The sequence below is a fragment of the Micromonospora sp. HM5-17 genome (genome assembly GCF_003762835.1).
GTDB lineage: Bacteria > Actinomycetota > Actinomycetes > Mycobacteriales > Micromonosporaceae > Plantactinospora.
In genome coordinates this window covers 161418-187526 of sequence record NZ_RJWA01000007.1, presented here as the reverse complement: position 1 = coordinate 187526, position 26109 = coordinate 161418, and the positions used below count along the sequence as shown (strand labels likewise).

The window sequence follows — 26109 nt, the reverse complement described above, 5'->3', positions numbered from 1 at the left end:
CCGGCGAGTCCCGCGGGTCCGGTGACGGAGGTGCCCGCCCCCGACCCGGACGGCGCGGTGCTCGCCGTCGACGTCGGCGGGACCACGATGAAGGGCTCGATCGTCGACGGTGCCGGCCGGATCCAACACAGTGTGGTCGTGCCGTCGCAGACCGAGACCGGGGCCGAGCCGGTCGACGCGGTACGGGCGCTGTGCCGCCGGCTCCGCGACGACGCGCTCGCCCGGGGCGTGGTCCCGGCCGGGATCGGGGTGGTGACCCCCGGCATCGTCGACGAGACCGCCGGGGTGGTGCGGTACGCCTCGAACATCCGGTTCCGGGACGTGCCGCTGCGGGCGCTCGTCGAGGACGACCTGGACCTGCCGGTGGGGATCGGGCACGACGCCCGGGCCGCCGGAATCGCCGAGGCGGTCGCCGGCGCGGGCCGTGGGCTCGACAACTTCCTGCTGCTGCCGCTCGGCACCGGCATCGCCGCCACCGTGGTGGTGCACGGCGCGCCGGTGCCGGGAACCACCTGGTCGGCCGGGGAGGTCGGCCACATGCCGGTCTTCCCGGGCGGCGAGCCGTGCAGCTGCGGGCAGCGCGGCTGCCTGGAGGTGTACGCCTCCGCCGGCGGGCTGGCCCGACGCTACGCCCGGCTCGGCGGGACACCGGGGCGGGACAGCCGGGCCATCGCCGCGGCGGTCGAGAGCGACCCGCTGGCCCGGTCGGTCTGGGAGACCGCGACCGAGGCGCTGGGGATCGCCCTGGCCACCCTCACCCTGACCCTCGACCCGGCCCGGATCGTCCTCGGCGGCGGGCTCGCCGAGGCGGGGGCGCAGCTCTTCGACCCGGTCCGGGAGACGCTGGGTGCGGCGCTGGCCTGGCGGGACGCGCCCGACCTGGTCCCCTCCGCGTTCGGCACGACCGGCGCCCGGATCGGCGCCGCGATCCTGGCCCGGCGCGCGGCCGGTCTCGCCGTCCCGGACGGCTGGGGAGCCCTCGCGCCCGTCCACTCCTGACCGCTTCGGACCTCCCGTTCGCCCGGCTCGGGGCCGCGCGGCGAGGTCGTCCGTAGATTGGTGGTGTGGTCGTACCCGCCGAAGCGCTCACCCGATGGCGGCGCGACGTCGGCCTGAAGATCGCGTATCTTCGCCTGTTCGAACTGCCCGAGGAGTTCTCCCTCGACTATTCGGCCGCCTCGCTACGGGCGGTGGAGGGCCACGTCATCGACCGGCTCGACGGTCCCGACGATCTCGCCGACCCCGGCGAGCAGCGGTTTGTCGACGGTGTCGTGGCGTACGTGGGCGAGACGCTGATGCGGCGGGGCGGCGGGGCCTGGATCTGGCCCGAGTCGGCCCCGCACCCGCCGCTGGTGCGGCCGGACGACCTCCTCGGCCTGGCACCGGTGTCTCCCCGAGCGTTGATCCTCGCCGCGTTGCGCGCCGAGGACGGTGAACGCTTCAGCACCGTCTACCACCGCTGGGAGCGCGCGGTACGGCGCGTCCGGCAGGACCGGCCGACATGGCGGCCGGTCAAGGAGCCGACGTCGGCCGACCCGCCGGATCCGGACTCGCCGCGGCTGACGGCGTGGCTCGCCGAGCGCGCCCGCACCTTCGATCGCTGGGTCGCCACGTACGCCCCGGAGGGCCGCTGGGACTTCACCGCCGACTCCCTCCCGGCGCTGGAGGAGCTGGTACGGCGGGTGACGCCGACCCCGGAGGAACTGCACGACCCGTCCCACCGCGACTTCGTCGAGGGCGCGGCCTGGTATCTGGGCGAGGTGCTGCGGCGCGGCCTGGGCGGGCGATGGAATCGTGACGACCGTCTTGCCGACGACCGCTCCCATCCCTTCGTCGAGAAGATCGGCGTCTGGGAGAGTACGTCGACGCCCGTCTTTGCCCTACAGACCGCGTTGCTCCAGCCAGGACACCTCCGCGCCCACCACGACAGCTTCGCGTCATAGATTCACGTTCGACGCTGGATTTTATGCTTTCCCCAGCGGCAGATCCGAGCCCTGGGGGTACAGGTGGCCAGGACGGCGAGAGCGAACCGTGCCATTGCGCTGATCGTGGTAATGCTCGTGGCCCTGGTCGGCACACCGGCATTCGCCAGAAGCGAATCCTGGCCGGTGCCGAGCCACACCGGCCGCGACGAGCCGAGCGCAGCCGAGGTTCCTCCGCCATACGAATACCCCTCGGTGGAGGCGTACCGCACCGAGTTGCCCTGGGACTCGGAGCTCCTGCGCCCGGTCAACCTCAACGCGATCCAGGGCCGTCGGGCCTACCGGGACCAGGTGGGCAGCCTGAACCATCTGCTCAGCATGTGGAAGGAGGCCCTGCCGGCGATCGAACGCGCCGCCGGCGCCCCCTGGGACCGCATGTCGCCCGAGCAGAAGCGGGCGGCCTGGGCGGACTTCCTGGACGCCTACATCGAGGCGAGGGATGGCGAGGCCAGGGGTGAGGCGTTCGCCAACCACTATGTACGGCAGTTCAACCTTCGGGGGCTCGGGTACACGATCGGCGAGAGGTACCCGGGGAACGACTTCGAGGTCGACGCCTTCCTACCCGGCAAGGTGATCCTGGAGTTCAAGGCCGGCGGCGGAATCAAGCTCAAGCAGGCCAACCGGCGCGCGCGGCTGCTGGACCGGGAGCAGGCGGCCAACGGGGTCAGACCCGTCGCGTTCTTCATCTTCGGCGAGAAGCCCTCCGAGGAGACCTGTAACCTCCTGGACAGACTCGGTATCCAGCACCGCTACTGGCCCGCCCCGGCCATTCCCCGGCGGCACCCGCTGATGCCGCCGCCGCCCGGCCCGGCCGGTCCCGGCGACCCGCGCGGCCCCAACGGCCCGACCAGCCCCGCCGGTCCCGCCGCCGGACCGGCCGGATCGCTGGCCGGTGCGGGGCAGCATGTGGCCGGCGGCACCTCGACCGACGGGATCGCGAACTCGCCCGACTCCGCGGAGCAGGCCGCGGCGCAGGACCGGGTCGCCGCCGCGGTGGCGGAGGATCTCGGGTACACCGACGTCGACGAATCCGACGTGGGTGTGGACCGGCTCGGCGGCGTCGACTTCTCCACGCTCGAACTGCGCTACGTCGCCGACACCTACAGCGGCGGGCTGGGCAGCGGAATCGAGTACGCGTACCGGGTCGACGCCAAGCCCGGCGAGGAGATCTCGTTCGGCGGGCGCCGGGCGGCGCAGCTCGCGGCCGACTCGTTCTTCATCTTCCTGGCGCTGCCCCCGACCAGCTTCACCGTCAACCTCAACCCGGACGAACCCCACCGCATCATCGACGCCAAGCTCGGCACGACCGACGCCGGCCGGGTCCTGCTCGAGGCGGACCTGCAGATGAAGAAGACGGTGGCGCGGTTGATCCACCCGAACAGCCGGCGGGGGCGGACGTTCTGGGACTCCCTGCGCGGCGAGACCAAGTGTCTGTCCATGCGGCAGTGGATCGTTCCCCGCCCGGCGGTGGTGCGCGAGGACGGCAACAGGCTGTTCATCATCGACGCCCCGCTGGAGGTGAAGATGGAGACGGAGTACGTCAGAGCCAAGGGCGCCGCCTCCGACCCGGGCTGTGCCACCCAGGCGAGCCGGGACACCGAGTACAACGAGCGGATCTACCGGAACACGATCCTGCCCGAACTGGAAAAGGCCGTGAACACCGCGCCCGAGTACGCCGACCTGCGGCGCGTCTACACCAGCCGGGTGGCGGCCGAATGGTACCGGCAGCGGAGCAAGACCAAGACGACCGCGTACGGGCACCTGATCGACTCCGGTGACGTCAGTGCGTGGCCCTCCCGGGTCAGCTGGAAACCCAAGGAGGTTTTCGACAGGTTTGTCAAGTCCTACCGGGAGGGCGAGTTCCGGGTGGAGCGCCAGACCCGCCAGGGCGACCACGTCGTGACCTACCTCTACGTGTACGGCGGGGTGGACCTGACCCGGGTGCCGAAGCGGCTGCTCAGCGCGGAGGCGTTCACCCGCGACCGGCCACGGCTGGCCACCACGGTGAGCACGGCGCTGTCCGCCCCGACGTCGGAGGACGGCACGGGCGTCACCTGGCTCGGCGGCCGTACCAGCGAGCGTCCGCCGTACTCGCCCCTCCCGGCGCCGACCTCGCCACTCCGGATGCCGGTGTTCTACGTCCTCGTCGGGCTGCCGGTGCTGGCCTGGCTAGGGCTGGGGGCGTACCTGCTGGTGCGGCGCCGGGCGTCGGGGACGGGGTCGGCGTGACCGCGCCGAGGCGTCCCGGCAGCCTGCTGGCCTCCCTCTACCTCTACGCCGGCGCGTCCGCGTTCTGGCTGGCCGCCGCCGTCGCCACGCTGTTCGCGATCCCGGAGTACCGCCGCCACTACAGCGACCTGGCGCAGAGCGCCGAGGCCGGCGCGGTCGCCACGCTGCTGCTCCTGTTGGCGGCCGGTCTCGCCGTGTGCGGTGTGCTGGTGACCGTGCTGCTGACGCTGCTCGACGGCTACGGCTGGTCGGGCGCACGCGCGATGACCTGGGTCTACACCGGGCTGTCGGTGCTGGTCGCCGGCACCGTGGTGCTCGCCGACCCGTTCGCCGCGATCCCGTGGCACCGGTGGCTGATGACCGGTACGGCGGTGCTGACCGCGCTGCTGCTCGCGGGTGGGGCGGTCCTGCTGGCCGGGCCCGCGTCCAGACGCTTCTTCCGCGAGTACCGCGCTGCCCGCCAGCGTATCGCCGCCCAGCGCCGGGCCGCGCGCTACCGGCAACCGTTCCGCTCCGGCCCGGCGTACCCGTACCCGCCCGTCGTCGTCTCTCCGACGGCCGTCTATCCGCCGCCGAGTGCCAACCCTGCGCCGTCGAACCCGCCACCACCGAACCCGCCGCCGCCCGCCAGCCACCCCGGCGCCGAGGACGAGCGCCGGCCAGGGTGACGGCGACGTGACGTCCCATGGACGACAACCACGTCACGGTATCCGTGCTGGCCGGGAGCTGCGGCCCTGGCGACAGGTGCCGGTCGTCCAGGATGTGTATGACCGGCTGCTCCCCCTGATGGCGGCGGCGTAAGGGAGCGGAGTTGACCGGCGTAAGCACCGACCAGGCCAAGCAGGCGATCAGGGAACGCGTGTGGACGCTCCTGGAGCAGGAGCGAGCCGTACCGCCTGGCGTACACGGACGCATCCCCGCCTTCTACGGGGCCGAGGCTGCTGCTCATCGCCTTGCTGAGCTGCCCGTCTGGCAGTCGGCCCACGTCGTCAAGGCGGTGCCCGACAAGGCCCAGCTTCCCGTCCGAGCACGGGCGCTCGCGGAGGGCAAGCTGGTCTACATGGCAGTTCCCAAGCTGGCCAAAGCCCTGCCGTTCTACGTGCTCGACCCCGCGAAGCTGACCGTGCCGCCCAGTGAGGCCGCGTCGAGCAAGGTAGCCGCCAGCGTGGCGCGAAAGATCGGTGTCGAGGAGATGAAGCCGGTTGACCTCATCGTGTGCGGAAGCGTCGCGGTCAACCGGCGCGGGGTGCGACTGGGCAAGGGCGCGGGCTACTCGGACATCGAGGTAGCGCTACTACGAGAGGCTGGACTGATCGGGCCGAACACGACCATCGTGACGACGGTGCATTCGCTGCAGGTCGTTGAGGACGATCTGCCCGAGACCAAGCATGACTTCAGCGTCGATCTGATCGTGACACCGGAGGAGGTCATCCGGTGTGGGCAAGCACGCCGTCCCGCCGGCCTGTACTGGGACAGCCTGAGCTTGGAGAAAATCACCGCCATTCCCGTACTGGAGCAGGCGCGCAAGGCTCGACGGTCGTGAACGGTTCGCCGTCCGGTGCCGCGACGTCGACCGCGAGGATCCGGACCCATTCCAGGCCGGGTATCCGGTCCAGGCCGGCGTCGATCCCGACGACCCGTACCGTGACCGGGGCGTCGCCGTAGAGGTAGTCCTCGACGGCGAGCCGCACGACGTCGCCGGGCCGGGCCAGCGGGGCCGGTGCACTGGTCACGGGTGGAACACCATCCTTCAGTCTGGGGGTCCTGTGGGGGTCCTGCCCGCCGCCGCGTCTTGCCGGAAACGACGACGGCGGGCAGGAGCATGAGGCCGGCTCACCACTGGCCGGGGCCACGGTCGTTGCGCAGAAACGGGTACGGCACCCGGTTGCGACAGTCGGGGCAGGTCAACCAGGCGCCACACCGCCGGCACCAACGGGACTTGACCTTGAACAGGAACAGGCCGGCGGCGAAGCCGAGCACCGCCACCACGGCCAGCACGACGTACGAGGTCACCTCGGCGCCTCTCTCGAGTCACGGGTCGTCAGACGTGGTGGGACGGGCCGGCGCGGCACGGTCGCACCGGCGAGCGGTGGGCCGCCGGTCGGCACGGCGGCCACGCCGCCGACTCGGGTATCGGCCGCGCGCCGGTCAGCACGACCGCCGCCCGATCCGTCGGGAGCAGGCGCCGTCGTGGCCGGGCCGCAGCAGACAGGGCCGGCCGCTGGGCAGCCGCCGGTCGCAGAAGACCCGATGGCGTACGTCGGGATCCGCCACCGCCTCCACTCCCGTCACCGCCCCCGCCGCCTCTGCCGACTCCGCCGCCGCGTGCTCCACCTCTGCCGCGACGGTCGTCGCCTGCGCGTCGACCTGCGGCAGGAAGCTCATCGTCCGGGCCACCACCCGGGCCAGCCGGACCGCCGCATCCAGGTCGGCCACGGTCACCGGCAGGTGAATGACGTACCGGGTCACCGCCGGCCCCGCTCGCCGACCGTGCCGGCCTGCGCGGACTGCCAGCGGCGCAGCGCGTCCTTGATCCGGGCCGTTTCCTGCTGGCTGCGGGCCAGCTCGGCGTACACGGCGGCCAGGTCCTCCGCGACCCGGGTGAGGAACTCCCGAACCTCGGCCCGGTCGTAGCCCCGCTGCCCGACGCGGGCGAGCCGGAAGCGCCGGTCCCGCACCTGCCACGGCCGCAACGGCACGTACGCCGCCGACCGGTAACACCGTCCTCGGCTCTGTCCCTGCCGCTGCCTTGCCGGCCGTCTCAGCCGGCGGATCCGTGACCACCCGACACGCACGATGAGCCCGCCTCTCTTCGATCCGGGGATATGCCGTCGCCGCGTCGCTGCCGTGCCACGGCGGCACCACGACGCAGTTTCCTGTCAGCAGATGACGATAGGTGTCGACATCTGTCGTCTCAGGCGCCATCCTGGAACAGTCCGGAGTGAGAGCGCAACGCTTCGGAGCAGGAAAACCCGCAGCGTGGACCGACTTTCTCTGCCGTTACCTCGGGGCGGTGCGGGGCAGGCATCCACAGTGTTGCGCCATGGAACTGGGGAGATCCGACATGGCAGAAGAGATCGGCTCGACGGTGCCGCGACGACAGCTCGGCCGGCTGCTGCGGCAGTACCGCACCGAGGCCGGCGTCACGCTGGACGCCGCCGCCGAGATTCTCGAGTACAGCCGTCAGAAGGTCTGGCGGATCGAGAGCGGGCTGGGCGCGATCCGGATGCTCGACGTGCAGGCGCTCTGCGAGCTGTACGGCGTCTCGCCCGAGATGGCCGAGGCGATGCGCGGCCTCGCCATCGAGACCAAGGCGAAGGGCTGGTGGCACGCCTACGGCGACGCCATCCCGAGCTGGTTCGAGCTGTACGTCGGCCTGGAGGCCGCCGCCTCCCACCTGCGTCGGTACGACGAGACGCTGATCCCGGGCCTGTTCCAGACGCGCGAGTACGCGGACGCGATCTACCGGCTCGACCGTCCGACAATGAGCGAGGAGGATCGGGAGCGTCTGGTCGCCGTCCGGTTGCAGCGACAGTCCCTACTCACCCGACGACTGCCGAAGGCGCCCAGGCTGGAGGCGATCCTCTCCGAGGCGGTCCTGCGCCGGACCGTCGGCGGCCCGGAGCTGATGGCCAACCAGCTCCGCCACCTGCTGCGGGTCGCCGAACTGCCGAACGTCTCGCTGCGGGTACTGCCACTGGCCGCCGGGCCGCACTCCGGAGCGATCGCGGGATCGTTCGTCATCCTCGACTTCCCGCCCGGCAACGGCGGTCGCAGCCTGCCCGAGCCGTCCGTCGTCTACAGCGAGTCGCTGACCGGGGCGATCTACCTCGATAAGCCGAACGAGCTGACCGCATACGAAAACGTGTGGCAGGGGCTCACCGCGCTCGCCCCCGATGAGAGACAATCAAAGAATCTGATCAATGCACTCATCCATGAGGTCCACCATGACTGACCTGACCGGCGCCCGCTGGCGCAAGAGCACCCGCAGCGGCGGCAACGGAGGCGACTGCGTCGAAGTCGCCGACAACCTGCCCGGCATCGTCGCCCTCCGCGACAGCAAGGACCCGACCGGCCCCGTCCTGACCATCGGCCCGACCGGCTGGGCCGCCTTCGTCACCGCCGTCAAGACCGGCACCATCACCCGCTGACCCGACCCGTCGTACGGCGTACGCCTCCACAGCCCCCGGAGGCGTACGCCGTACCGGGCAGCCACTGGAATAGCGTGTGACCCACGGTCATCCATCGCCGAGGCCCCGCGCCAGGGAATCCGCGCCAGGGAACCTGCCGAGGGGTCGCTGATGGACGCGCGACGTACGCTCGGCGGTCCTCTTTTCGACGATGCGGCCTGGTCAGGGCGAGGACGGCTGCGCCGACAACGCCACAGAGACCCTGCGTGTAGGGCATCGACTGACGGTCTACCAGGTGTATCCCACCTAAGAGCTCCTAACACGATCTTGAGGTTGTTCGCTTGGTCAGACGCCTCCAGCAGATCAGGGCGCAGTCGAGACTGACCAACGCCTCGTGGAGGTCGAGGTGGCGTTCCCATCGGACGGCCAGGCGGCGGAACTGGTGGGGCAGGGCGATGCTCTGTTCCACGACGTAGCGCAGCCTGCCCAGTCCCTTGATGTGCTTCCGCCCACGGCGGGGGATGATCGGCCCGGTGCGCCGTTGCCGGCAGGCGGTGCGGAACCTGGCGCTGTCGTATCCCGTGTCCGCCAACAGCACGGGGAACCGTCGGCGGGGCCTGCCGCGTCGTCCGGCGATGGGTGGTACCGCGTCGACCAGGTCGACGGCTCTGCTGATGTCCGGCACGTTCCCACCGGTGGTCAACACGGCAAGGGGTGTCCCCTCGCCGTCGGTGATCACATGATGCTTGCTGCCTGGTTTACCCCGGTTGACCGGGGACGGGCCGGTCCCCTCGCCCCTTTCTTCGCGGGGATGTGTCCGCCGTCGACGATCGCGCGTGACCAGTCGATCCGACCCGCGGCGTTCACCTCGGCCAGCAGCAGGCGGTGCAGCCGGTCGAACACCCCGGCGTCGGTCCAGCGGCGTAGCCTGCGCCAGCAGGTCATCCCCGACCCGTAGCCCAGCTCGCGGGGAGGAATGAGGGCGAGGCTCCAGGTAAGACAGCAGTCGACCAAAACCCGATGCCCGACCGGGATCCTCGCCGTGCTGTCTCACCCCGCCACGATCCCCCTGTCCAGTCGAACCCTGAACCACCTCGCCGACCGCATTCGCACCCGCCGCCGGCAGCGTCGATCGCGGTGGCGGCGTCTCGACCCCGGCCGCCAAGCCCTGCTCACCCTCGCTCACCTGCGCAACGGCGACACCTACACCCGACTCGCCGCCGGGTTCGGCATCAGCATCACCACCGCCTGGCGCTACGTCCGCGAAGCTGTCGACCTGCTCGCCGCAGCCGCCGACGACCTGGCCACCGCCATGGCGCGGATCCGCAAACTGGCGCACGCGATCCTCGACGGCACCCTGATACCGATCGACCGAGTCGCCGACCAGAGGCCCCACTACTCCGGCAAACACCAACGGCACGGCGTGAACGTGCAGGTCACCGCGGACGCGGCGGGCCGCCTGGTCTGGGCCTCGCCCGCGCTGCCCGGCGCCATCCACGACCTGAGCGCCGCCCGCGCTCACGGCATCATCGAGGCGCTGACCAGCGCCGGCGTGATGACCTTCGCGGACAAGGGCTATAGGGAGCCGGCGGAAGCGTTCGCACACCGTTCAAGCGCCACCGCTACCGGCCGAAACTGTCCCGCCGCCAGCGGGCCGTCAATCGTACGCACGCCCGTATCCGCGCCCGCGGCGAGCGAGCCATCGCCACGCTCACGTGCTGGAAGGTCTTGGCCAAGCTGCGCTGCTGTCCCCGCCGCGCGACCGCGATCGTGCAGGCCATCCTCGTCCTGCACCACGTCGAGACCAGCCGCTACTCAGGATGAAAAGGGCTCACTCTACCGCCTCTCGCCGCCAACACCACCGGGCAGGCACCTGACGGCGCCAGCCCGACCACGCACCACACGCCAGCCGGCAGTCCGAAAAAGACTGAAATGACCGATAGACAAGCATGGTACGGGATGTCTGGCTCAAAACTGCTATACCTAATTCAAGAGCGGCCCGGCAGAGCCTGGCCGCGCGCACGCGCTACGGGCCTACGGCCACGCGCGCACGCCCAACAACACCGAGCCACCACCCACGCGTCGGGCCCTCGACAGGCCGCAGCCGTGACGATCCCTTCACCACCCAGCCACGGCGACGGCTTCCGGGGATCGACGCCGCACCGCTACGCGGCACGCCACCGAGTAGCTCCGCACATGGGCCATCCGAGCATCGATCGATGCTCTCGGATACTTGGCATTTCCTGACGGCAACCGTGACGGCAACCCAGGCCGACCTTCGGCAACCTGCACAACCAGCCACTACCGTACGTATTGGCAACCACATCCAAGCATCGTCACGCTGAGCCCCGAGTGCGCGCGTATGCGAGTACCGAAGATCCATCGAACTCGGCGAAGTCATCAAAGACGGGCTCCACACCGCGCCCAGCCATTCGGGCGCCGCATATAAACCGCGTTCCTGGCGCAGCGCTATACAGAAGATCTAAATCTTTCAAGCCAGTCGTAACATCACAGAAGATCCCAGGTTCGTCACCGTTATACATTATTAGCAAACACCCATGTCTACCCCACCTTGTTTCCGCACACTGTTTCAACGTTTCGGCGTCAACCTCGATTGGAAGTTCTATTGTTTCGTACGGAATCACACGCCAATCGATATGACTTCCAGCCCACGGGAGACCGGCAAGGAATGATTCAAATTGGGCGCAAACCCTCTGGTCAGCCACTTGGGCGTTGTGCCGGTCTATCCATGTGCGCACATGAGGTGCGTCGGTATACATGACCCTCCTCTCTCTCCAGAAGAAATCCGTCACCCGGGGAAGTGGGATAGCACTTCCCAATACTGACAGTCATCCCCGCGTCTGGCAGTCCCGTTCGGGGCGCAGGCGGCGCCGTCAGCGCCGCAGGCGATCACGAACAGTGAAAGACTTCGATTATTTACCCCGCATGGAGTCGATCTACTACCAAGCGCGATGAAGATTGATCGATAGCTGTCGACTATGTGATTTGTGGCACCACCACAACACGATGGGTGACGGCCAACCATCGACGGTGACCCCGTACTCGACCCGGACGACCCGTCGCAGGCCGAGGCGTGCGTGTTCTGGTTCAACATCGGTGGGATGCCGGCCGGGAAGGGGCCGTACGGGGTGGAGGTGGCCGGTCGGGGCCGCGGGTTCAGTACACCGAGGCGCAGCTCGTCGAGGGTGTGAACCTGACGGTGTCGTAGCGCCCCGCGCGGAGCCGCAGGGGGTAAGGGGCCTCCCGCCCGCGCCGGCCGGGTTGCGTTCGTCGGTTCAGCTGACGCAGCCGGCCGCCCCGACCAGGGCCGGATCGAACCGGTCGGAGAGCGCGTACCGCAGCAGCACGACATCGTTGAGCTGCCGGACCTCGACCAGGCTGGCCGGCCGGCCCGGATGCCACGGGAACCGGCCGTCGCTGACGAACCGGGGCGCGCGACAGTCGCCGACGAAGAACGGGGCGATCACCAGGTGCAGTTCGTCGGCGAGCCCGGCGGTCAGGTACTGGGTGTGCACACTCGCCCCGCCCTCCACCAGCAGCCGCCGTACGCCCCGGGCAGCGAGGTCGGCGAGCATCCGCTCCGGCTCGACCGGGTCGCCTCCGCCGTCCACCACGGTGGCCAGGCCGCCGAGGCGTTCCCGGGCCTTCTCCACGGCCGCGGGCGGGCAGAAGACGAGCTTCTCGGTGTCGCCCTCGGTGAAGAACCGGGCGTTGGGGTCCAGTTCTCCCCGGCCCAGCACCGTGACCTTCATCGGCGACGGGGGCAGGCCACGGGCCACCCGCCGTTTTCGGCGCTCCGCGGAGCGCACCAGCAGCCGGGGGTTGTCCAGCCGGACCGTGTTCGCCCCGACCAGGATCGCGTCGCAGCTCGCCCGGACCGCGTCGACCCGGTCGAAGTCCTCGTCGTTGGAGAGCAGCAACCGCTGGTCGGTGGCGTCGTCGAGGTAGCCGTCGATCGACGTCGCGCAGCTGATCAGCACGTACGGACGCTCGCTGAGGTGACTGGTTCGCTGGCTCATGGCGCCGGGGACGAGTCAGGCGACGACGGGACGGTCGGCGGCCCGGGCCGCTCGGCTCGCCTTCGCCGCCAGGTAGCCGGCGTTGGCCGGGGAGACGTACAGCCCGGTCGGGACGGACTCGGTCACCGTCACCCCGAGCCGGGTCAACTGCTCGACCTTCTCGGGGTTGTTGCTGAGCAGGGCGAGTCGCGTCACCCCCAGCGCGGCCAGCATCTGGGCGGCGGCCGTGTAGTCTCGTTCGTCCTCGCCGTGCCCGAGTGCCACGTTCGCCTCGTACGTGTCCAGTCCGGTGTCCTGGAGCGCGTACGCGTCGAGCTTCGGGTACAGTCCGATTCCCCGGCCCTCCTGGCGGAGGTAGAGGAGGAAGCCGCCCGCCTCGGAGATCCGTTCGACCGCCTCCCGCAGCTGCGGGCCGCAGTCGCAGCGCTGGCTGCCGAAGACGTCACCGGTCAGGCACTCGCTGTGCAGGCGGACCAGCGTCGCCGGCCCGTCGGCCGAGCCCCGGTCCCGCGCCGCCACCCAGTCCCCCAGGCCAAAGGCAAGGTGTTCCCGGGCGTCCACCAGCCCGTCGAAGGAGAAGACCCGCGCGGTCGTGGCGTACCCGTCGGGGAACCGGAGCGGGACGGTGACCTGGGTTCGGACGGTGGCGATCGGCAGTGGTTCCGACATGCTTCTCCTTCGTCAGTGCGGTGCCGGGCTGCGGCCCGCCCGGGACGTGGCCCTCACCCGGCCGGGTCGCCGGAGCACCAGCACGGCGGCGCCGGGAAGGCTGGCGACCAGCACCAGCGCCCCGTACACCATCGCGGTGGCGACCCCCTGGGCGGCGGTCAGGCCGGCGGCGCCGAAGGCCCAGGCCGCCACACCCTCACGCGGCCCGAAGCCACCGACATTTGCCGGTACCCCCATGGCTAGCAGAGCCAACAGCGTCAGCGGCACCAATTCGGCCAGGGACGCGGTGGCGCCCGCCGTCCGGGCCGCCACCAGGAACGTCGCCAGGTGACCGGCCACCACCAGGGCGGAGGCCAGGACCACGCCGAGCCAGGTACGCCGCCCGAGCACACCGTGCCGGAGGTCGGTCGCGAGGGTGCGCAGCGGGCGGGTCCAGCGCGCCGACCCGGCGCGGGGCAGCGCCCACAGCAGCAGGGCGACGACTCCCCCGACCGCCACCAGCACCGCGATCACCCCCGGCAGGTACGGCCGCACCGGCGACGGAAGCACCAGCAGCAGCACCGCCGCGACGACGAGCAGGACGACCTGCCCGGCGGTCCGCTCCCAGACCACGGCCCGGATCCCCCGGCCGACGTCTCCGGCGTCGCGCCCGTGCTGCACGGCCCGCTCCACGTCCCCGAGTACGCCGCCGGGGAGCGTGGCGTTCAGGAAGACCGCGCGGTAGCACCGGGCGACGGCGCTGGCCAGCGGCAGCCGTACGCCGAGCCCGCCGGCGATGAGGCTCCACCGCCAGGCGCAGCAGACCGTGGTGAACAGGCCGATGCCGAGCGCGGCCGCGAGCGCGGTGCCGTCGATCAGGCGCAGTCCGTCGAGGAACGGGCCGGTACCGACCCGCCAGAGCAGGAAACCGAGGATCCCGGCCCCGGCGAGCAGCCGTACCCAGGCCCATCCGGTGCCGCTACGCTGCGCAGACAGGCTCTCCGTGGTCACCATCGACCTGCTATACGTGCCCCGGTCGGGAACAGTTCAGATCAGTTCACGGGCATCCGGCGAGGATGTCGCGGTGCTGGAGGACGACGTCCAGCCGGCCGGCGGCGATCTGGGCCCGCCGGCGCTCGGCGTACGCCCGGGTCCGGTCGGTCAGCTCCGGCCGCTGCTCGCGGGCGGCGCCCAGCCAGCCGGCGAACCACTCGGCGAGCAGCCCGGCCTGGTCCGCGCCGAGCCGCCACGGGCTCGGCCGGACCGTGACCGGCACGCCCCGTCGGCCGAACTCCGCGACGCAGGCGTCGACCGCGTCCGGCCCGAGCAGGGTCCGGCCGTCGACGGTCCGCCGCTGGTGGGCGTTGAACGCCTCGGCGATCTCGTCGTCGAGCGGGTCGGCCGGGCGGAACGCCACCTGGCCGATCACCGAGATGGTGAACAGGGCCGGACAGCCCACGTCGGCGCAGACCGCCACCACGCGCGCCACCTCCTCGGCGGTCAGCATGTCCAGCAGCGCCGAGGCGGTGACCAGGGTGGCGTCGGCAAGGTCGGCGACGCCGAGCCGGGTGATGTCGCGCTCCCGGGTCTCGACGGTCACCGGGGTGCCGTCGCCGGCCCGCGTGACCATCCCGGCGCGGGCCCGGGCCAGCAGGTCGGCGTCGCGGTCGTACAGCACCCAGTGCTGCGGACCGGGCAGCCGGGGGGCGAGCCAGCGACCCATCGCGCCGGTTCCCGTGCCGAGATCGTGGACCACGACGCGGCGTGCCCCGGCCAGGTGCCGGCGGATCGGCGCCACCAGGTCGGCCGCCCGGGCCGCCGTGTCGGCGGCCTCCCGGAGCGCGAGCCAGTCGGCGAAGTCGAGGGCGGTGTCGGGGTCGGCGATCACACCGTGGCCTGACAGGGTCATCTCGGTCTCCCGTGGGGGTGGTGGGCACGAGTCGTCGGAAGGGCGGTCAGCACGTCCGCGACCCGGGCGGCGGTGACCGTCCAGTCGGTGAGGGTGCGCCGCCGACCCTGGGCCGCGAGGCGCAGCCGGGCCCGCAGGTCGGCGTCGCCGAGCCAGCGCCGCAGCGCGGCGGCCAGCGCGGTGGGGTCGCCCGGCGGCACCAGCAGACCCGGGCGGCTGCCGTCCGGGGCGTGTCCGAGGGCCTCGGGCACGCCGCCCACGGCGGTCGCCAGCACCGGGATCCCGCGTGCCAGGGCCTCGGTGACCACCATGCCGTACGTCTCGCCGCGCGACGGCAACAGCAGCAGGTCGGCCTCGGCGTACGCGGTGGCGAGTGCCGCCCCGGTCCGGGGGCCGAGCAGCCGTACCCGGTCGGCCAGCCGGTCGGCCGCGAGCCGTCGGCGCAGCTGGTCGACGAACTCCGGGTCCCGCCGCAGCGAGCCGACGCAGCGGCAGCGCCAGGGCAGGCCGGCGACCGTGGCCAGGGCCGCCGCCAGCACGTCGTGCCCCTTCTGTCGGCTGACGGCGGCGACGCAGAGCAGTTCGGTGCCGGCCCTGGTGCCGGGCGCCAGCGGTGCCGGATCCACCCCGGGCACCGCGACGTGGACCCGGGCGGGCGGCAGCGCGTACCGGTCGAGCAGGTGTCTCCGGGTCCAGCCGCTGGTGACGATGACCGCCGCCACGTGGGCCAGCGCCGTCCGCTCGGCCCGGCCCAGCGCCGGGTCCTCGGCGTCCAGCGGCATGTGCAGCAGGACGGCCAGGCGGAGCCGGCGGGCCTGCGGCGCCAGCACCTCCGGTACGGCGGAGGCGACCAGCCCGTCGAGGAGCACCACCGCGTCGTCGGGGAGCGCGGCGAGCACGTTCGCCAGGTTGGTCCGCTCGGCGGCGCGGGGTCGGGGCCAGCCGCCGGAGACCGCGTGCTCGTGCACCGCCCACCCGGCGGCGGTCAGGGCCTGGCAGAGTCGGCGGTCGTAGTGGTTGCCGCCGCTGGGGCTGCCCGGGTCGTCGATGTCGTTCGGCAGGACGACGTGGACGGTCCGCACGGCGGTCTCCCTCAGAGGGTCCGCTCGTAGCTCGCCCAGGCGACGTGCGACTCGTGCAGGGTGACGGTGATCCCGGTCAGTCCGCGTGCCCCGGCACCGAGCCGCCCGGCGTGCACCCGGTCGGCGAGGCGGTCGGCGATGGTCCGGGCCAGCACCTCGGTGGTGGTGTTGACCCCGGCGAACGCCGGCTCGTCGTCGAGGTTGCGGTAGTTCAGCTCGCCGAGTACGTCCTTCAGCTCGGCCGCGGCCAGTCCGATGTCGACCACGATCCCGTCGGCGTCCAGGTCGGGCCGGCGGAACGTCGCGTCGACGACGAAGGTCGCCCCGTGCAGCCGCTGGGCGGGTCCGAAGACCTCACCCCGGAAGCTGTGGGCGATCATCATGTGGTCCCGGACGGTCACGCTGAACACGAATCACTCTCCGGCGTACTCGATGACATGGCAGAGCGCGGGCAGCTCGCCCGTGCTGAGTCGGGACAGCACCTCCGGCAGCTCCGTGAACCGGGAGCGGCCGGTGAGCAGCACGTCGAACACGGGGTCGCGGAGCAGGTCCAGGGCGAGGGCGAGCCGGTCGGCGAAACTCCGGCTCGCCCGGCGGGCCGGTGCCACCGTGCCGACCTGGCTGCTCCGGATGCTCAGCCGTCGGGAGTGGAACGCCCCGCCCAGCGCGAGGCGGACCTCACGGTCGCCGTACCAGCTCAGTTCGAGGACGGTCCCCTCCGGGGCGAGCAGGTCGAGCGCCCGTTGCAGGCCGGCGTCGCTGGCGCTGGCGTGCACCACGAGATCCCGGCCGGGTTCCGCGTCGGCCGGGAGCGCGAAGTCGACGCCGAGCGCGGCGGCGACCGGGGCCCGACCGGGGTCGGTGTCGACCAGTTGGACCCGGACCCCGGGAAACCGGGCGAGCAGGGCCGCGACCGCGCAGCCGACCATGCCGGCGCCGAGCACCGTGATCCGGTCGCCGACCAGCGGTGGGGCGTCCCAGAGCGCGTTCACGGCGGTCTCGACGGTGCCGGCCAGCACCGCCCGGGCCGGCGGCACCCCGTCCGGTACGCGGACCACGGCGGTGGCCGGGACGACGTACGCGGTCTGGTGCGGGTAGAGGCAGAAGACGGTACGCCCGACTAGCTCGGCCGGTCCCACCTCGACGACGCCGACGTTGAGGTAGCCGTACTTCACCGGCGCGGGGAAGTCGCCCTCCTGGAACGGGGCGCGCATGGCGGCGTACTGGCTCTCGGGAACCCGGCCGGTGAAGACCAGGGTCTCGGTGCCCCGGCTGATTCCGGAGTAGCGGGTGCGGACCAGCACCTCGGCCGGGCCGGGTTCGGGCAGGGTCAGCGGACGGATCTCGCCCTCCCCCGGCGCGCGCAGCCAGAAGGCGTGGGCGTCGTACGTCATCCGCTCCTCCTCGTTCGCCGGACCCCGGGATCACCGGGCTGATCCGGCCTATGCCCCGAAGTCTGTCAAGTCTCGGAAACCCGATCGAACCGATCGGCCGGATTTTCCGTACCGGTCGCCGGGGGCGCAACGATAGTCACGGAGGAACGATGTCGAAGGTTCAAACCGGTCCGCTCGCCGGACTGGTCGTCCAGATCCTCCTGTTGGCCGGTCTCGCCGCGACGGTCGGCCTCGGACCCGCCGGTTGGCTGGTGGGTCTCGGATACGGGGTGGCCAGCTGTGCCCTCCTGGTCCGGGGCCTGGTTCGGGCGGGGTCGTCCGGGCCGGGGCCGGCGGACTGGGTCACCATGGGCCGGGGCATCCTCGTCGGCGGGGTGGCGGCCCTGACCGCCGAGTCGTTCTCCCGGCCGGTGCCGGTGGCGCTGCTGGTCGGGCTGGCCGCGGTGGCGCTGGCGCTCGACGCGGTCGACGGCCAGGTGGCGCGGCGGACCGGGACGGCGAGTCCGCTCGGGGCGCGCTTCGACATGGAGGTCGACGCGGTCCTGCTGCTGGTGCTCAGCAGCTACGCCGCGCCGTCCCTCGGGCTCTGGGTGCTCGCGATCGGCGGCATGCGGTACGCCTTCGTCGCGGCGATGGGGCCGTTCCGCTGGCTGTCCGGGCCGTTGCCGCCGCGCTACTGGCGCAAGGTGGTGGCGGCGACCCAGGGCGTGGTCCTGGTGGTCGCGGCGGCCGACGTGCTGCCCCGGTCGGTGATGGTCGGGGTGCTGGTGGCGGCGCTGGCGCTGCTCGTCGAGTCGTTCGGCCGGGACATCCGCTGGCGGTGGCGGCACCGCCACGACGACGCGGCGGCCCGGCCCGTCCGGCCGGCACCACACCGGACGGCGCCACGCTGGCTCGGCGACGTCGGGATCGGCAACACCCGGATCACCAGCGCCCAGATCACCGGCGCCAGGATCGGTGGCGCCCGGGTCGACGGCGTCGGCGTCGACCCGGCCCGGCTCGACCAGCTCCGGATCACGCACTCGCCGGCCACGGGGTTCGCCCGATGACGCCGGGCCTGGCCACCGAGGACGCCGCCACCCCGGCGCAGCCGCACACCGGGTCGCGTACCCCGCACGCGGGCGACGACGGACCCCACCCGGCCGGCCCGGAGCCGACCGCCGACCCGGACACCCCGACCGAATCACGCACCCCGACGGGGCCGGACGCCGGAGCGCGTACCCCGACCGGGCCGGACGCCGACCCGGACGGCCCGGCGACGGCGGAGGCGCCTCGGCGGCGCGGGGTCGTACGGCGGGCCGCGACGGGCATCCTCACCGTCCTGGCCGGACTGCTGGTCTTCGTCGCCCTCGTGGCGCCGAACCAGCTCGCCCGGTTCGCCCCGGGTCAGTTCCTGCGCCTCCCGCTCGAGGCGGTGCTCGGTCTCGCCGTCCTGCTGCTCGTGCCGGGGCGGGTCCGCCGGCTCGCGGCGGCACTGATCGGGGTCGGGCTGGGTCTGCTGACCCTGCTGAAGCTGCTGGACATGGGCTTCTACGTCGCCTTCGACCGCCAGTTCGACCCGGCGATCGACTGGGTGCTGCTCGACGACGCGGTCGCGTTCCTCACCGACGCGGTCGGCCGCCCCGCCGCGATCGGCGCCGCGGTCGCGGCGGTGCTGCTCGCCGTCGGTATCCCGGTGCTGATGGCGCTCGCCGTGCGGCGGCTGGCCGGGATCGTCGCCCGGCACCGGGCCAACGCGGCCCGCGGCACCGCGGTCCTCGCCGCCGCCTGGGTCGGGCTCGCGCTGCTCGGCGTGCAGATCGTGCCGGGCCTGCCGGTGGCGTCCAAGAGCGCGGGCGGGCTCGCCTACCACCGGGTACTCCAGGTCCACGCCGGAATGCGGGACCGCGAGGAGTTCGCCGCCGAGACCGCCGTCGACACGTACCAGGACGTCCCGGGCAGCCAGCTGCTGACCGCGCTGCGCGGCAAGGACGTGATCATCGCGTTCGTCGAGAGCTACGGGCGGGACGCGGTCGAGGATCCGGAGTTCGCCCCGCAGGTGGCGGCCGTCCTCGACGCCGGTACCCGGCGCCTGGCCTCGGCCGGGTACGGCACCCGGAGCGCGTTCCTCACCTCGCCGACCGCCGGCGGCGGCAGCTGGCTGGCCCACGCCACCCTGCTCTCCGGAGCCTGGACCGACAACCAGCAGCGATACCAGACCCTGCTCGCGGGCGACCGGCTGACCCTCAACGGCGCGTTCCGGCGCGCCGGCTGGCGCAGCGTCACGGTGATGCCGGCCCTCACCGAGCCGTGGCCGGAGGCCGGGTTCTTCGACAACGACCGGATGTACGGGGCCAAGGACCTCGGCTACCGGGGGCCGAAGTTCGGCTTCGCGCCGATGCCCGACCAGTACACCCTGGCGGCGTTCCACCGGCTGGAGCGGGCCGACCCGGACCACGCCCCGGTGATGGCGGAGATCCCGCTCGTCTCCAGCCACTCGCCGTGGACGCCGCTGCCCCGGATGGTCGGCTGGGACGAGGTCGGCGACGGGTCGATCTTCCGCCCCATGGCGAAGGCCGGCCCGGCCAAGGACGACGTGTACCGCGACCCCGCCCGGGTCCGCACCCAGTACCGGCTCTCCATCGAGTACTCGCTGAGCGCACTGATCTCCTATGTGGAGACGTACGGCGACGAGGACCTGGTGCTGGTCTTCCTCGGCGACCACCAGCCGGCGCCGATCGTGACGGGCGAGAACGCCAGTCGGGACGTCCCGATCTCGATCGTCGCCCGGGACCCGGCGGTGCTGGAGCGGATCTCCGGTTGGCGCTGGTCGGACGGGCTGCGTCCGGTCCGGGAGTCACCGGTGTGGCGGATGGACGAGTTCCGCGACCGGTTCCTGTCGGCCTTCGGCCCGTAGCCGGCCGCTTCCCGGCGGTGGACGTCAGGTCACGCCGCCGCTCGAGCGGCGTCGCTGCTGTCCGGGGCGCCGCCCCGGACAGCAGCAGGTTCCGCGCCGGCCGCCCCGGGGTCGCCGGGTCCCGGGCACGGTGACCCCGCCCGACAGCCGGGCAGGCCGGGATGTGGCCCGTCGGGGGCCCCACAACCCGGAGCGGACCAGCAGGCTGCGGCGGTCCACGCCCACCGCGCGCGGACCGGGCCGCGGCTACCGGATTCAAGCCCGCGATACCATGGGCGTCCCCTCCCGTGTCAACCGCCGCCAACCTCCCCACCGGTATGACGACGGACGACGACGAGAGGTGACCGATGGACGACCAGGCAGCGTTGGCGGACCGATTCGACCGGTCCCGCGGCCATCTGCGGGCTGTCGCGTACCGCATGCTCGGCTCGGTCGACGAGGCGGACGACGCCGTCCAGGAGACCTGGCTGCGGGTCAGCCGGGCGGACGCGGGCGCGATCGCCAACCTCACCGGATGGCTGACCACCGTCGTCAGCCGGGTCTGCCTCGACATGCTCCGGGCCCGGGAGCGCCGCCGCGAGGAGTCGACCGACCTGGCCGATTTCGAACCGACGACCCCCCACGACGGCGCGGTCGACCCCGCCGACGAGGCGGTGCTGGCCGACTCGGTCGGGCTCGCCCTGCTGGTGGTGCTCGACCGGCTCGGGCCGGCCGAACGGGTCGCGTTCGTGCTGCACGACCTCTTCGCGGTGCCGTTCGACGAGATCGCCGCGATCGTCGGGCGTACCCCGGTCGCGGCGAAGAAGCTGGCGAGCCGGGCCCGGCACCGGGTGCACGGCGCGCCCACCGTCCCCGTCGCCGACCTCGCCCGGCAGCGCCGGGTGGTCGAGGCGTTCCTCGCCGCGGCCCGCGCCGGCGACCTGGCCGCGCTGCTCGCGGTGCTGGACCCCGACGTCGTCCGCCGGACGGACCGGATGGCGGGACGCCCGGGCGAGCCGGCCGTGCTGCGGGGCGCCGACCGGGTGGCGGCCGAGACGGTCGCCAACGTCACGCGGGCCCGCTTCGCCCGTCCCGCGCTGGTGGACGGCGTCGTCGGGGCCGTCGTCGCGCCGCGCGGCCGGCTACGCCTCGTCCTTCGGATCACCACCGACGGGGATCGGGTCACCGCGTTCGACGTCGTCGCCGATCCGGCCCGGCTCCGCGCCCTCGACCTGGCCGTGCTCGACCTCCCCACGTGCGACCTCCCCGCGCCCGACCGGTCACCTCTGCTGGTCGGCTGACGTCAGAGGTGGTGACACGACGATCGCCGCTGCCAGCGGCGGCGGAAGCAGAGGAGGACACCACGGTGAGTGCGGGGACGCCCGGCATGGCGGCGAACCGGACCGCGGACCTGACGGCGGAGTGGGACGCCGCGTCGCCCATCCGGGTCGCGATCGTCTACCACAGCGGGTACGGCCACACCCGGCGCCAGGCCGAGGCGGTACGGGACGGGGTGGCGCAGGTGGACGGCGCCGAGCCGCTGCTGCTGGAGGTCGCGGAGGCGTCGTCCCGCTGGGACGACCTCGAGGCGGCCGACGCGATCATCTTCGGGACGCCGACGTACTTCGGGAACGTGTCGGCACCGTTCAAGGCGTTCCAGGAGGCGAGCTCGACCGCGGTGCTGGCCCAGGGCTACCGGTGGCGGAACAAGCTGGCGGCCGGCTTCACCAACTCGGGCGCCCGGGCGGGTGACAAGCTGGCGACGCTGATCCAGCTCGCGATCTTCGCCGCCCAGCACGGCATGCACTGGGTCAACCTCGACCTGCCGCCGGCGAACAACTCCAGCACGGGTTCGGAGAGCGACCTGAACCGGCTCGGCTTCTGGCTCGGCGCGGGTGCCCAGTCGAACGTGGACGCGGGGCCCGACGTCGCGCCGCCCTCGGCCGACCTGCGGACGGCGGAACACCTCGGCCGCCGGGTGGCGGAGACGGCCCGGCAGTTCCGGTACGGCCGACGCGTACTGGAACCGGCGCTGGGCTGACCCGCCCGGGTCGTCCGCCCGGGGTGTCGCCACACCACGGTGGCCGGCCGGGATGCCGGCCGGCCGCCGCGTCCTCCCGCGCGGTCCCCGCGGTCACCGCCGCAGCTTCGCCAGCGCCTGTCGCCCCATCCGCACCCCGGCCACCGCGCTCCGGCCGCCGACGAGCGCGCGGGCGCCCTTCATCGCCCCGGTCACGCCGGTCATCCGGTTCAGCACCCCGCGCATGACCTGTCCGGGTTTCTGCTGCTCCCCGGCGAACGCCGTGATGATGATCAGCCCTCCGGTCAGGGCGGGAATCACCCACTGCAACACCCGCAACTGTCGTTGCCGGGCGGCGACGTCCGGCGGCGTGCCGTTCTGCGGCGCGGTGCCGGCCACCACCGGTGCCTCGGCGGTCTTCTGCAGGTGCATGCCGAGCAGCCGGCTGTACCCGGTGACCGCCAGGGCCGCCACGGTGAGCCCGGTCTTGATGGCGCTCATCCGGCCGACCCCGGACTGGCCGACCACCCGCGGGCTCTCGGTGATCAGCTCACCGGCGGCACCGACCACGTGGGCGCCGATCGCCGCCGCGTTGACCGGGGCCCACCGCGCCCAGCCCTCCGAGGCGACGCCGAGCCGCTGCTTCGCGTCGCCGACCTTCTCCGCCGCGCCGTTGACCCCGACCGCGCCCATCAGCGAGCCGCCGAACCAGGCGGCCAGGCCGAGGTCATGCATCGAGCGCAGCATGGTGTGTCGTTCCGCCATGGGTCACCCTCCGTCGTCCGAGTTCCGGGCGTACCCACTGCTCACCCGTTCAATCCGACCGGGCGCACCAGGGGTGACCGGTCGGCGTCGCCCCGTCGGGTGCCGGCGGCCGGCCCGCCGGTGCGCCGGCCCGCGTCGACGTCCAGGGCGCGCAGCCGGGCCCGGACCGTGTCGGCGTCGGCGTGGTGGATCTCCTCGAAGATCCGTAGCGCCTGGTGCCAGGCGTCCCGGGCGGCCGGGAGCTCGGCCGCGTCGTGGTACGTGTCGCCGAGGCGGGCCAGCGTCTCCGCCTCGCCGTTGCGGTCGCCGAGTTCCCGGTAGATGACCAACGCCTGCCGGTAACACTCGGTTGCCCGCCGGTGGTCGCCGAGCCGGTGGTGGATGTAGCCGATGCTGTCGAGGGTGCTCGCCTCCCCGTCGCGGCTGCCGAGCTCGCGGTGGAGGTCGAGGGCCCGCGCACAGTGCGCGAGCGCGGCCTCGTGGTCGTGCCGCAGGGCGTGGTACCAGCCGACCGCGTTGAGCGCCCGGGCCTCCCCGCTGCGGTGACCGGCGGCCCGAAACAGCTCCAGCGCCCGCGTCGAGTGGTGCAGCGCCTCGTCGTGCCGGCCCCGCTGACCGGCGGACCAGGAGAGGGTCCGGCGGGTGCGCGCCTGACCGACCAGGTCGCCGAGCTCGGCGTAGAGCCTGAGGGCCCGGTAGGAGTGCCGCTCCGCGGCGTCCTCCTGGCCGAGTCGGCCGAGCGCGTTGGCGATGAACCGGTGGGCGCGGGCCTGGCCCTCCCGGTCTCCCAGGCGGCGCGCGGCCCGCAGCGCCACCTGTTGGGTGGCGAGGTACTCGGGCCAGTGCCCCTGACGGTCGAGGAAGGTGACCAGCGTCCACGGCAGCCGGTACGCGTACCGGTGCAGTCCGAGGGCGGCGGCCTGGTCGACCGCGGCCAGCAGGGAGCGCCGCTCGGCCCTGAACCAGCGCATCGCCTGCCGCGGATCGGCGTGCGCGGTGACGACGACGTCCGGCGGCGGATCCTCCAGGGGGAGCGGGTCCCGGTGCGGCTCCAGCAGTCGGTCGGCGGCGTGCGCGGTGTGGAGGTAGTGGTCGAGGAGTCGGCGCAGCGCGGCGTCCCGCTCGGCCGCGGTGTCGGTCGTGGCGACCAGCTCGGTGGCGTGGGCACGGAGCAGGTCGTGCATCGCGTACCGCCCGGGGAGGTGTTCGGTGACCAGGTGGGCCCGGCTCAGCTCGGTCACCAGGCGGCGGGCCGCCGGCACCGGGACGCCGGCCAGGCTCGCCGCCGCCGACGCGGTGAGGTCCGGCCCGGTGTGCAGGCCGAGGAGCCGGAACAGCCGGGCCGCCGGGTCGCTCAGCGTCCGGTACGACCAGGAGAGCACGGCGCGGATGTCGGTGGCCTCGTCCGGCCCCTCGAACATGTCGAGGCTGCCGGCGGCCTCGCGCAGCTCGGCGGCGAGCGCCGCCAGCGGCTTGCGGGGGTCGACGGTGGCCCGGGCGGCGACCACGGCCAGCGCGAGGGGAAGCCCGGCGCACCGGGCGACGATCTCGTCGACCGCGTCCGGCTCGGCGTCGACGCGGCCCGGGCCGATCCGCCGGGACAGCACCGTCCGGGCCTCGTCGGCGGCGAGCACGTCGAGGGTGAGCAGGTGCGCGCCCTCGGTGGCGACCAGGGCGGAGAGGTCGGTCCGGCTGGTCACGACGGCGGCGCAGCCGGGCGCGCCGGGCAGGAGCGGTCGGACCTGGGCCGCGTCGCGTGCGTTGTCCAGGACGACCAGGACGCGCCGGCCGGCCAGCAGGCTGCGGTACAGCGACACCTGCCCGTCGGGCTGGGTCGGCACCCGTTGCGGCGGTACGCCCAGCGCCTCCAGGAAGCTGCGTACCGCCTGGGCCGGGTCCATCGGGGACTCGGTCGGGTCGAAGCCGCGCAGGTTGACGTAGAGCTGTCCGTCGGGGAACCTGTCGGCCACCCGGTGGGCCCAGTGCAGGGCGAGGGTGGTCTTGCCGACTCCGGCGGTGCCGGAGACGGCGCAGACGGCGGCCGCCGCCGCCCCCTCCCCCGGGTCGGCGGTCAGGACGGCGTCGAGCTGGCGCAGCTCCCCCGCCCGGCCGGCGAATCCGCGGACGTCCGGCGGAAGCTGTCGGGGAACGGTGGTCGGTTCGGCGCGCGGGGTCGCCTGGGTGGCTGGCTCGGCGGGCGGACGATTCGAGACGCTGCGCCGCAGGATCCGCCGGTGGAGGATCTGGAGCGCGTCGCCCGGTTCGGTGCCGAGTTCCTCGCGCAGCACCCGGCGGGCGTCCTGGAAGACCGTGAGGGCCTCCGCCGCCCGGCCGGTCTCGACGAGCGCACCCATCAGCCGGGCCCAGAGCTTCTCCCGGAGCGGGTACTCCACCACCAGGCAGCGTAGCTCGTCGATGACGGCGTCGTGCTCGCCCAGCGCCGATCTCACCTCGGCGTGCTGCTCGACGGCGCTGAGTCGGCGTTCCTCGAGGTGGGCGAGGGCGGCCCAGAGTCGTGGACCGAGTGGCAGCCCGTCCAGGGGTTTGCCGCGCCAGAGCCGTAGCGCGTCCCGGTAGTGCCGCGCCGCACCGGCGAGGTCCGCCGCCGCCCGGGCCTGCCGTGCACGCTCGACCAGCCCGGAGAAGATCTCGATGTCGAGTTCGCCGGGCGCCACCCGGAACAGGTACCCGCCCGCCTCGGTGGTCAGGCGCGCGTCGTGCCTGCCGGCCCGGTGCAGGCGCTGGCGCAGCCCGGCGACGTACGTCCGCAGGTTCGACTCCGGGCAGGCGGGCGGGGTTTCCCAGATCGCCTCGATCAGGTACGGAGTGGTCACCACCTCGTTCGCCCGCAGCAGCAGCGCCGCCAGGAGGGCGCGTGGGCGCGGGCCGCCCAACGGCACGGTCGCTCCCGCGTGCCGTACCTCCAACGGTCCCAGTATCCGAAACTCCACCCGGTCCCCCGTCCCCATCGACGCCTGCATCCCCGTCGGATATGCATCGCCGGTGCCGGCCGTATACATAAGACGGACGGGGCT

General features: G+C 72.9%; 26 protein-coding genes and 1 pseudogene. 12 read left to right on the top strand and 15 right to left on the bottom strand.

The features are described from left to right. The first annotated feature begins 21 nt into the window (after positions 1 to 21). From EF879_RS20560 to EF879_RS20530, 5 genes are all read left to right on the top strand, one after another. Positions 22 to 999 carry an ROK family protein gene (locus tag EF879_RS20560; protein WP_123561300.1) on the top strand — a complete coding sequence of 326 codons (978 nt, stop codon included), beginning with the start codon at positions 22 to 24 and terminating at the stop codon, positions 997 to 999. A 65-nt stretch (positions 1000 to 1064) separates the two neighbouring features. Next, a complete protein-coding gene (locus tag EF879_RS20555; RefSeq protein WP_123561054.1) occupies positions 1065 to 1943 on the top strand; it encodes a hypothetical protein in 879 nt (292 codons plus the stop codon). A gap of 165 nt (positions 1944 to 2108) precedes the next feature. Further along, a complete protein-coding gene (locus EF879_RS27325) occupies positions 2109 to 4211 on the top strand; it encodes a hypothetical protein (protein WP_233604623.1) in 2103 nt (700 codons plus the stop codon). Beyond that, positions 4208 to 4879: a hypothetical protein gene (locus EF879_RS20535; protein WP_123561049.1), complete on the top strand. Its 672-nt coding sequence runs from the start codon at positions 4208 to 4210 to the stop codon at positions 4877 to 4879. Before EF879_RS27325 ends, EF879_RS20535 begins: the two co-directional genes overlap by 4 nt. A 143-nt stretch (positions 4880 to 5022) precedes the next feature. Further along, a complete protein-coding gene (locus EF879_RS20530; protein WP_123561047.1) occupies positions 5023 to 5754 on the top strand; it encodes a 5-formyltetrahydrofolate cyclo-ligase in 732 nt (243 codons plus the stop codon). On the opposite strand, the gene EF879_RS20525 is transcribed toward EF879_RS20530, so the two are convergent. The 4 genes from EF879_RS20525 to EF879_RS20510 form a co-directional block, all read right to left on the bottom strand. Further along, positions 5705 to 5944 (bottom strand): hypothetical protein, encoded by a 240-nt coding sequence (locus tag EF879_RS20525; protein ID WP_123561045.1) that lies wholly within the window; start codon positions 5942 to 5944, stop codon positions 5705 to 5707. The two genes, EF879_RS20530 and EF879_RS20525, sit on opposite strands and share 50 nt — an antisense overlap. Positions 5945 to 6044: 100 nt before the next feature. Beyond that, positions 6045 to 6224 carry a hypothetical protein gene (locus EF879_RS20520; protein WP_123561043.1) on the bottom strand — a complete coding sequence of 60 codons (180 nt, stop codon included), beginning with the start codon at positions 6222 to 6224 and terminating at the stop codon, positions 6045 to 6047. 135 nt (positions 6225 to 6359) lie between these two features. Then, positions 6360 to 6680: a hypothetical protein gene (locus tag EF879_RS20515; RefSeq protein WP_123561041.1), complete on the bottom strand. Its 321-nt coding sequence runs from the start codon at positions 6678 to 6680 to the stop codon at positions 6360 to 6362. Beyond that, positions 6677 to 6985 carry a DivIVA domain-containing protein gene (locus EF879_RS20510; RefSeq protein WP_123561298.1) on the bottom strand — a complete coding sequence of 103 codons (309 nt, stop codon included), beginning with the start codon at positions 6983 to 6985 and terminating at the stop codon, positions 6677 to 6679. The genes EF879_RS20515 and EF879_RS20510 overlap by 4 nt, the downstream gene beginning before the upstream one ends. 290 nt (positions 6986 to 7275) lie before the next feature. On the opposite strand from EF879_RS20510, the gene EF879_RS20505 reads away from it, so the two are divergent. Beyond that, positions 7276 to 8166, top strand: coding sequence for a helix-turn-helix transcriptional regulator (locus EF879_RS20505; RefSeq protein WP_123561039.1), 891 nt, complete (start codon positions 7276 to 7278; stop codon positions 8164 to 8166). Continuing rightward, complete coding sequence (locus tag EF879_RS20500; RefSeq protein ID WP_123561037.1) at positions 8159 to 8362, top strand: DUF397 domain-containing protein; 204 nt, start codon at positions 8159 to 8161, stop codon at positions 8360 to 8362. Before EF879_RS20505 ends, EF879_RS20500 begins: the two co-directional genes overlap by 8 nt. Before the next feature lie 295 nt (positions 8363 to 8657). On the opposite strand, the gene EF879_RS20495 is transcribed toward EF879_RS20500, so the two are convergent. Beyond that, positions 8658 to 9080, bottom strand: a complete 423-nt coding sequence (locus EF879_RS20495) for a transposase (RefSeq protein ID WP_158624215.1) — start codon at positions 9078 to 9080, stop codon at positions 8658 to 8660. Further along, positions 9077 to 9286, bottom strand: a complete 210-nt coding sequence (locus EF879_RS20490; RefSeq protein WP_123561035.1) for a hypothetical protein — start codon at positions 9284 to 9286, stop codon at positions 9077 to 9079. Before EF879_RS20490 ends, EF879_RS20495 begins: the two co-directional genes overlap by 4 nt. Positions 9287 to 9383: 97 nt before the next feature. On the opposite strand from EF879_RS20490, the pseudogene EF879_RS20485 reads away from it, so the two are divergent. Then, positions 9384 to 10165: pseudogene (locus tag EF879_RS20485) on the top strand (transposase family protein). 1472 nt (positions 10166 to 11637) lie between these two features. Here EF879_RS20485 and EF879_RS20480 read toward each other — a convergent pair. Genes EF879_RS20480 through EF879_RS20450 form a run of 7 tightly spaced genes read right to left on the bottom strand, consistent with a single transcriptional unit; the run spans position 11638 to position 17414 of the window. Continuing rightward, positions 11638 to 12381, bottom strand: coding sequence for a dihydrofolate reductase family protein (locus EF879_RS20480; RefSeq protein WP_123561033.1), 744 nt, complete (start codon positions 12379 to 12381; stop codon positions 11638 to 11640). Between the two features lie 15 nt (positions 12382 to 12396). After that, the gene (gene ribA, locus EF879_RS20475) at positions 12397 to 13050 is read right to left on the bottom strand and encodes a GTP cyclohydrolase II (RefSeq protein WP_123561031.1); all 654 of its coding nucleotides are present in this window, start codon (positions 13048 to 13050) and stop codon (positions 12397 to 12399) included. A gap of 12 nt (positions 13051 to 13062) precedes the next feature. Further along, complete coding sequence (locus EF879_RS20470; RefSeq protein ID WP_123561029.1) at positions 13063 to 14043, bottom strand: lysylphosphatidylglycerol synthase transmembrane domain-containing protein; 981 nt, start codon at positions 14041 to 14043, stop codon at positions 13063 to 13065. Positions 14044 to 14086: 43 nt separating this feature from the next. Further along, positions 14087 to 14938, bottom strand: a complete 852-nt coding sequence (locus EF879_RS20465; protein WP_123561027.1) for a class I SAM-dependent methyltransferase — start codon at positions 14936 to 14938, stop codon at positions 14087 to 14089. Next, positions 14935 to 16020 carry a glycosyltransferase family 4 protein gene (locus EF879_RS20460; RefSeq protein ID WP_123561025.1) on the bottom strand — a complete coding sequence of 362 codons (1086 nt, stop codon included), beginning with the start codon at positions 16018 to 16020 and terminating at the stop codon, positions 14935 to 14937. Before EF879_RS20460 ends, EF879_RS20465 begins: the two co-directional genes overlap by 4 nt. An 11-nt stretch (positions 16021 to 16031) precedes the next feature. After that, positions 16032 to 16430, bottom strand: coding sequence for a 6-carboxytetrahydropterin synthase (locus EF879_RS20455; protein ID WP_123561023.1), 399 nt, complete (start codon positions 16428 to 16430; stop codon positions 16032 to 16034). A gap of 3 nt (positions 16431 to 16433) precedes the next feature. After that, positions 16434 to 17414 (bottom strand): zinc-binding alcohol dehydrogenase, encoded by a 981-nt coding sequence (locus tag EF879_RS20450; protein WP_123561021.1) that lies wholly within the window; start codon positions 17412 to 17414, stop codon positions 16434 to 16436. A 149-nt stretch (positions 17415 to 17563) separates the two neighbouring features. Here EF879_RS20450 and EF879_RS20445 point away from each other — a divergent pair, with 149 nt between their 5' ends. The 4 genes from EF879_RS20445 (at position 17564) to EF879_RS20430 (ending at position 22330) form a co-directional block, all read left to right on the top strand. Further along, entirely contained in the window at positions 17564 to 18463 is a 900-nt protein-coding gene (locus EF879_RS20445; RefSeq protein ID WP_123561019.1) for a CDP-alcohol phosphatidyltransferase family protein, read from the top strand. Continuing rightward, positions 18460 to 20310 (top strand): sulfatase, encoded by a 1851-nt coding sequence (locus EF879_RS20440; RefSeq protein ID WP_123561017.1) that lies wholly within the window; start codon positions 18460 to 18462, stop codon positions 20308 to 20310. The genes EF879_RS20445 and EF879_RS20440 overlap by 4 nt, the downstream gene beginning before the upstream one ends. Positions 20311 to 20657: 347 nt before the next feature. After that, on the top strand, positions 20658 to 21590 hold the full coding sequence (locus tag EF879_RS20435; protein ID WP_123561015.1) for a sigma-70 family RNA polymerase sigma factor: 933 nt from the start codon (positions 20658 to 20660) through the stop codon (positions 21588 to 21590). A gap of 65 nt (positions 21591 to 21655) precedes the next feature. Then, on the top strand, positions 21656 to 22330 hold the full coding sequence (locus EF879_RS20430; RefSeq protein WP_233604622.1) for a flavodoxin family protein: 675 nt from the start codon (positions 21656 to 21658) through the stop codon (positions 22328 to 22330). A 93-nt stretch (positions 22331 to 22423) separates the two neighbouring features. Here the strand turns inward: EF879_RS20430 and EF879_RS20425 are convergent, their stop codons facing one another. Both EF879_RS20425 and EF879_RS20420 read right to left on the bottom strand, forming a co-directional pair. After that, a complete protein-coding gene (locus tag EF879_RS20425; protein ID WP_199736536.1) occupies positions 22424 to 23074 on the bottom strand; it encodes a hypothetical protein in 651 nt (216 codons plus the stop codon). Between the two features lie 41 nt (positions 23075 to 23115). Then, a complete protein-coding gene (locus EF879_RS20420; protein WP_233604621.1) occupies positions 23116 to 26001 on the bottom strand; it encodes a BTAD domain-containing putative transcriptional regulator in 2886 nt (961 codons plus the stop codon). Positions 26002 to 26109: the final 108 nt, after the last annotated feature.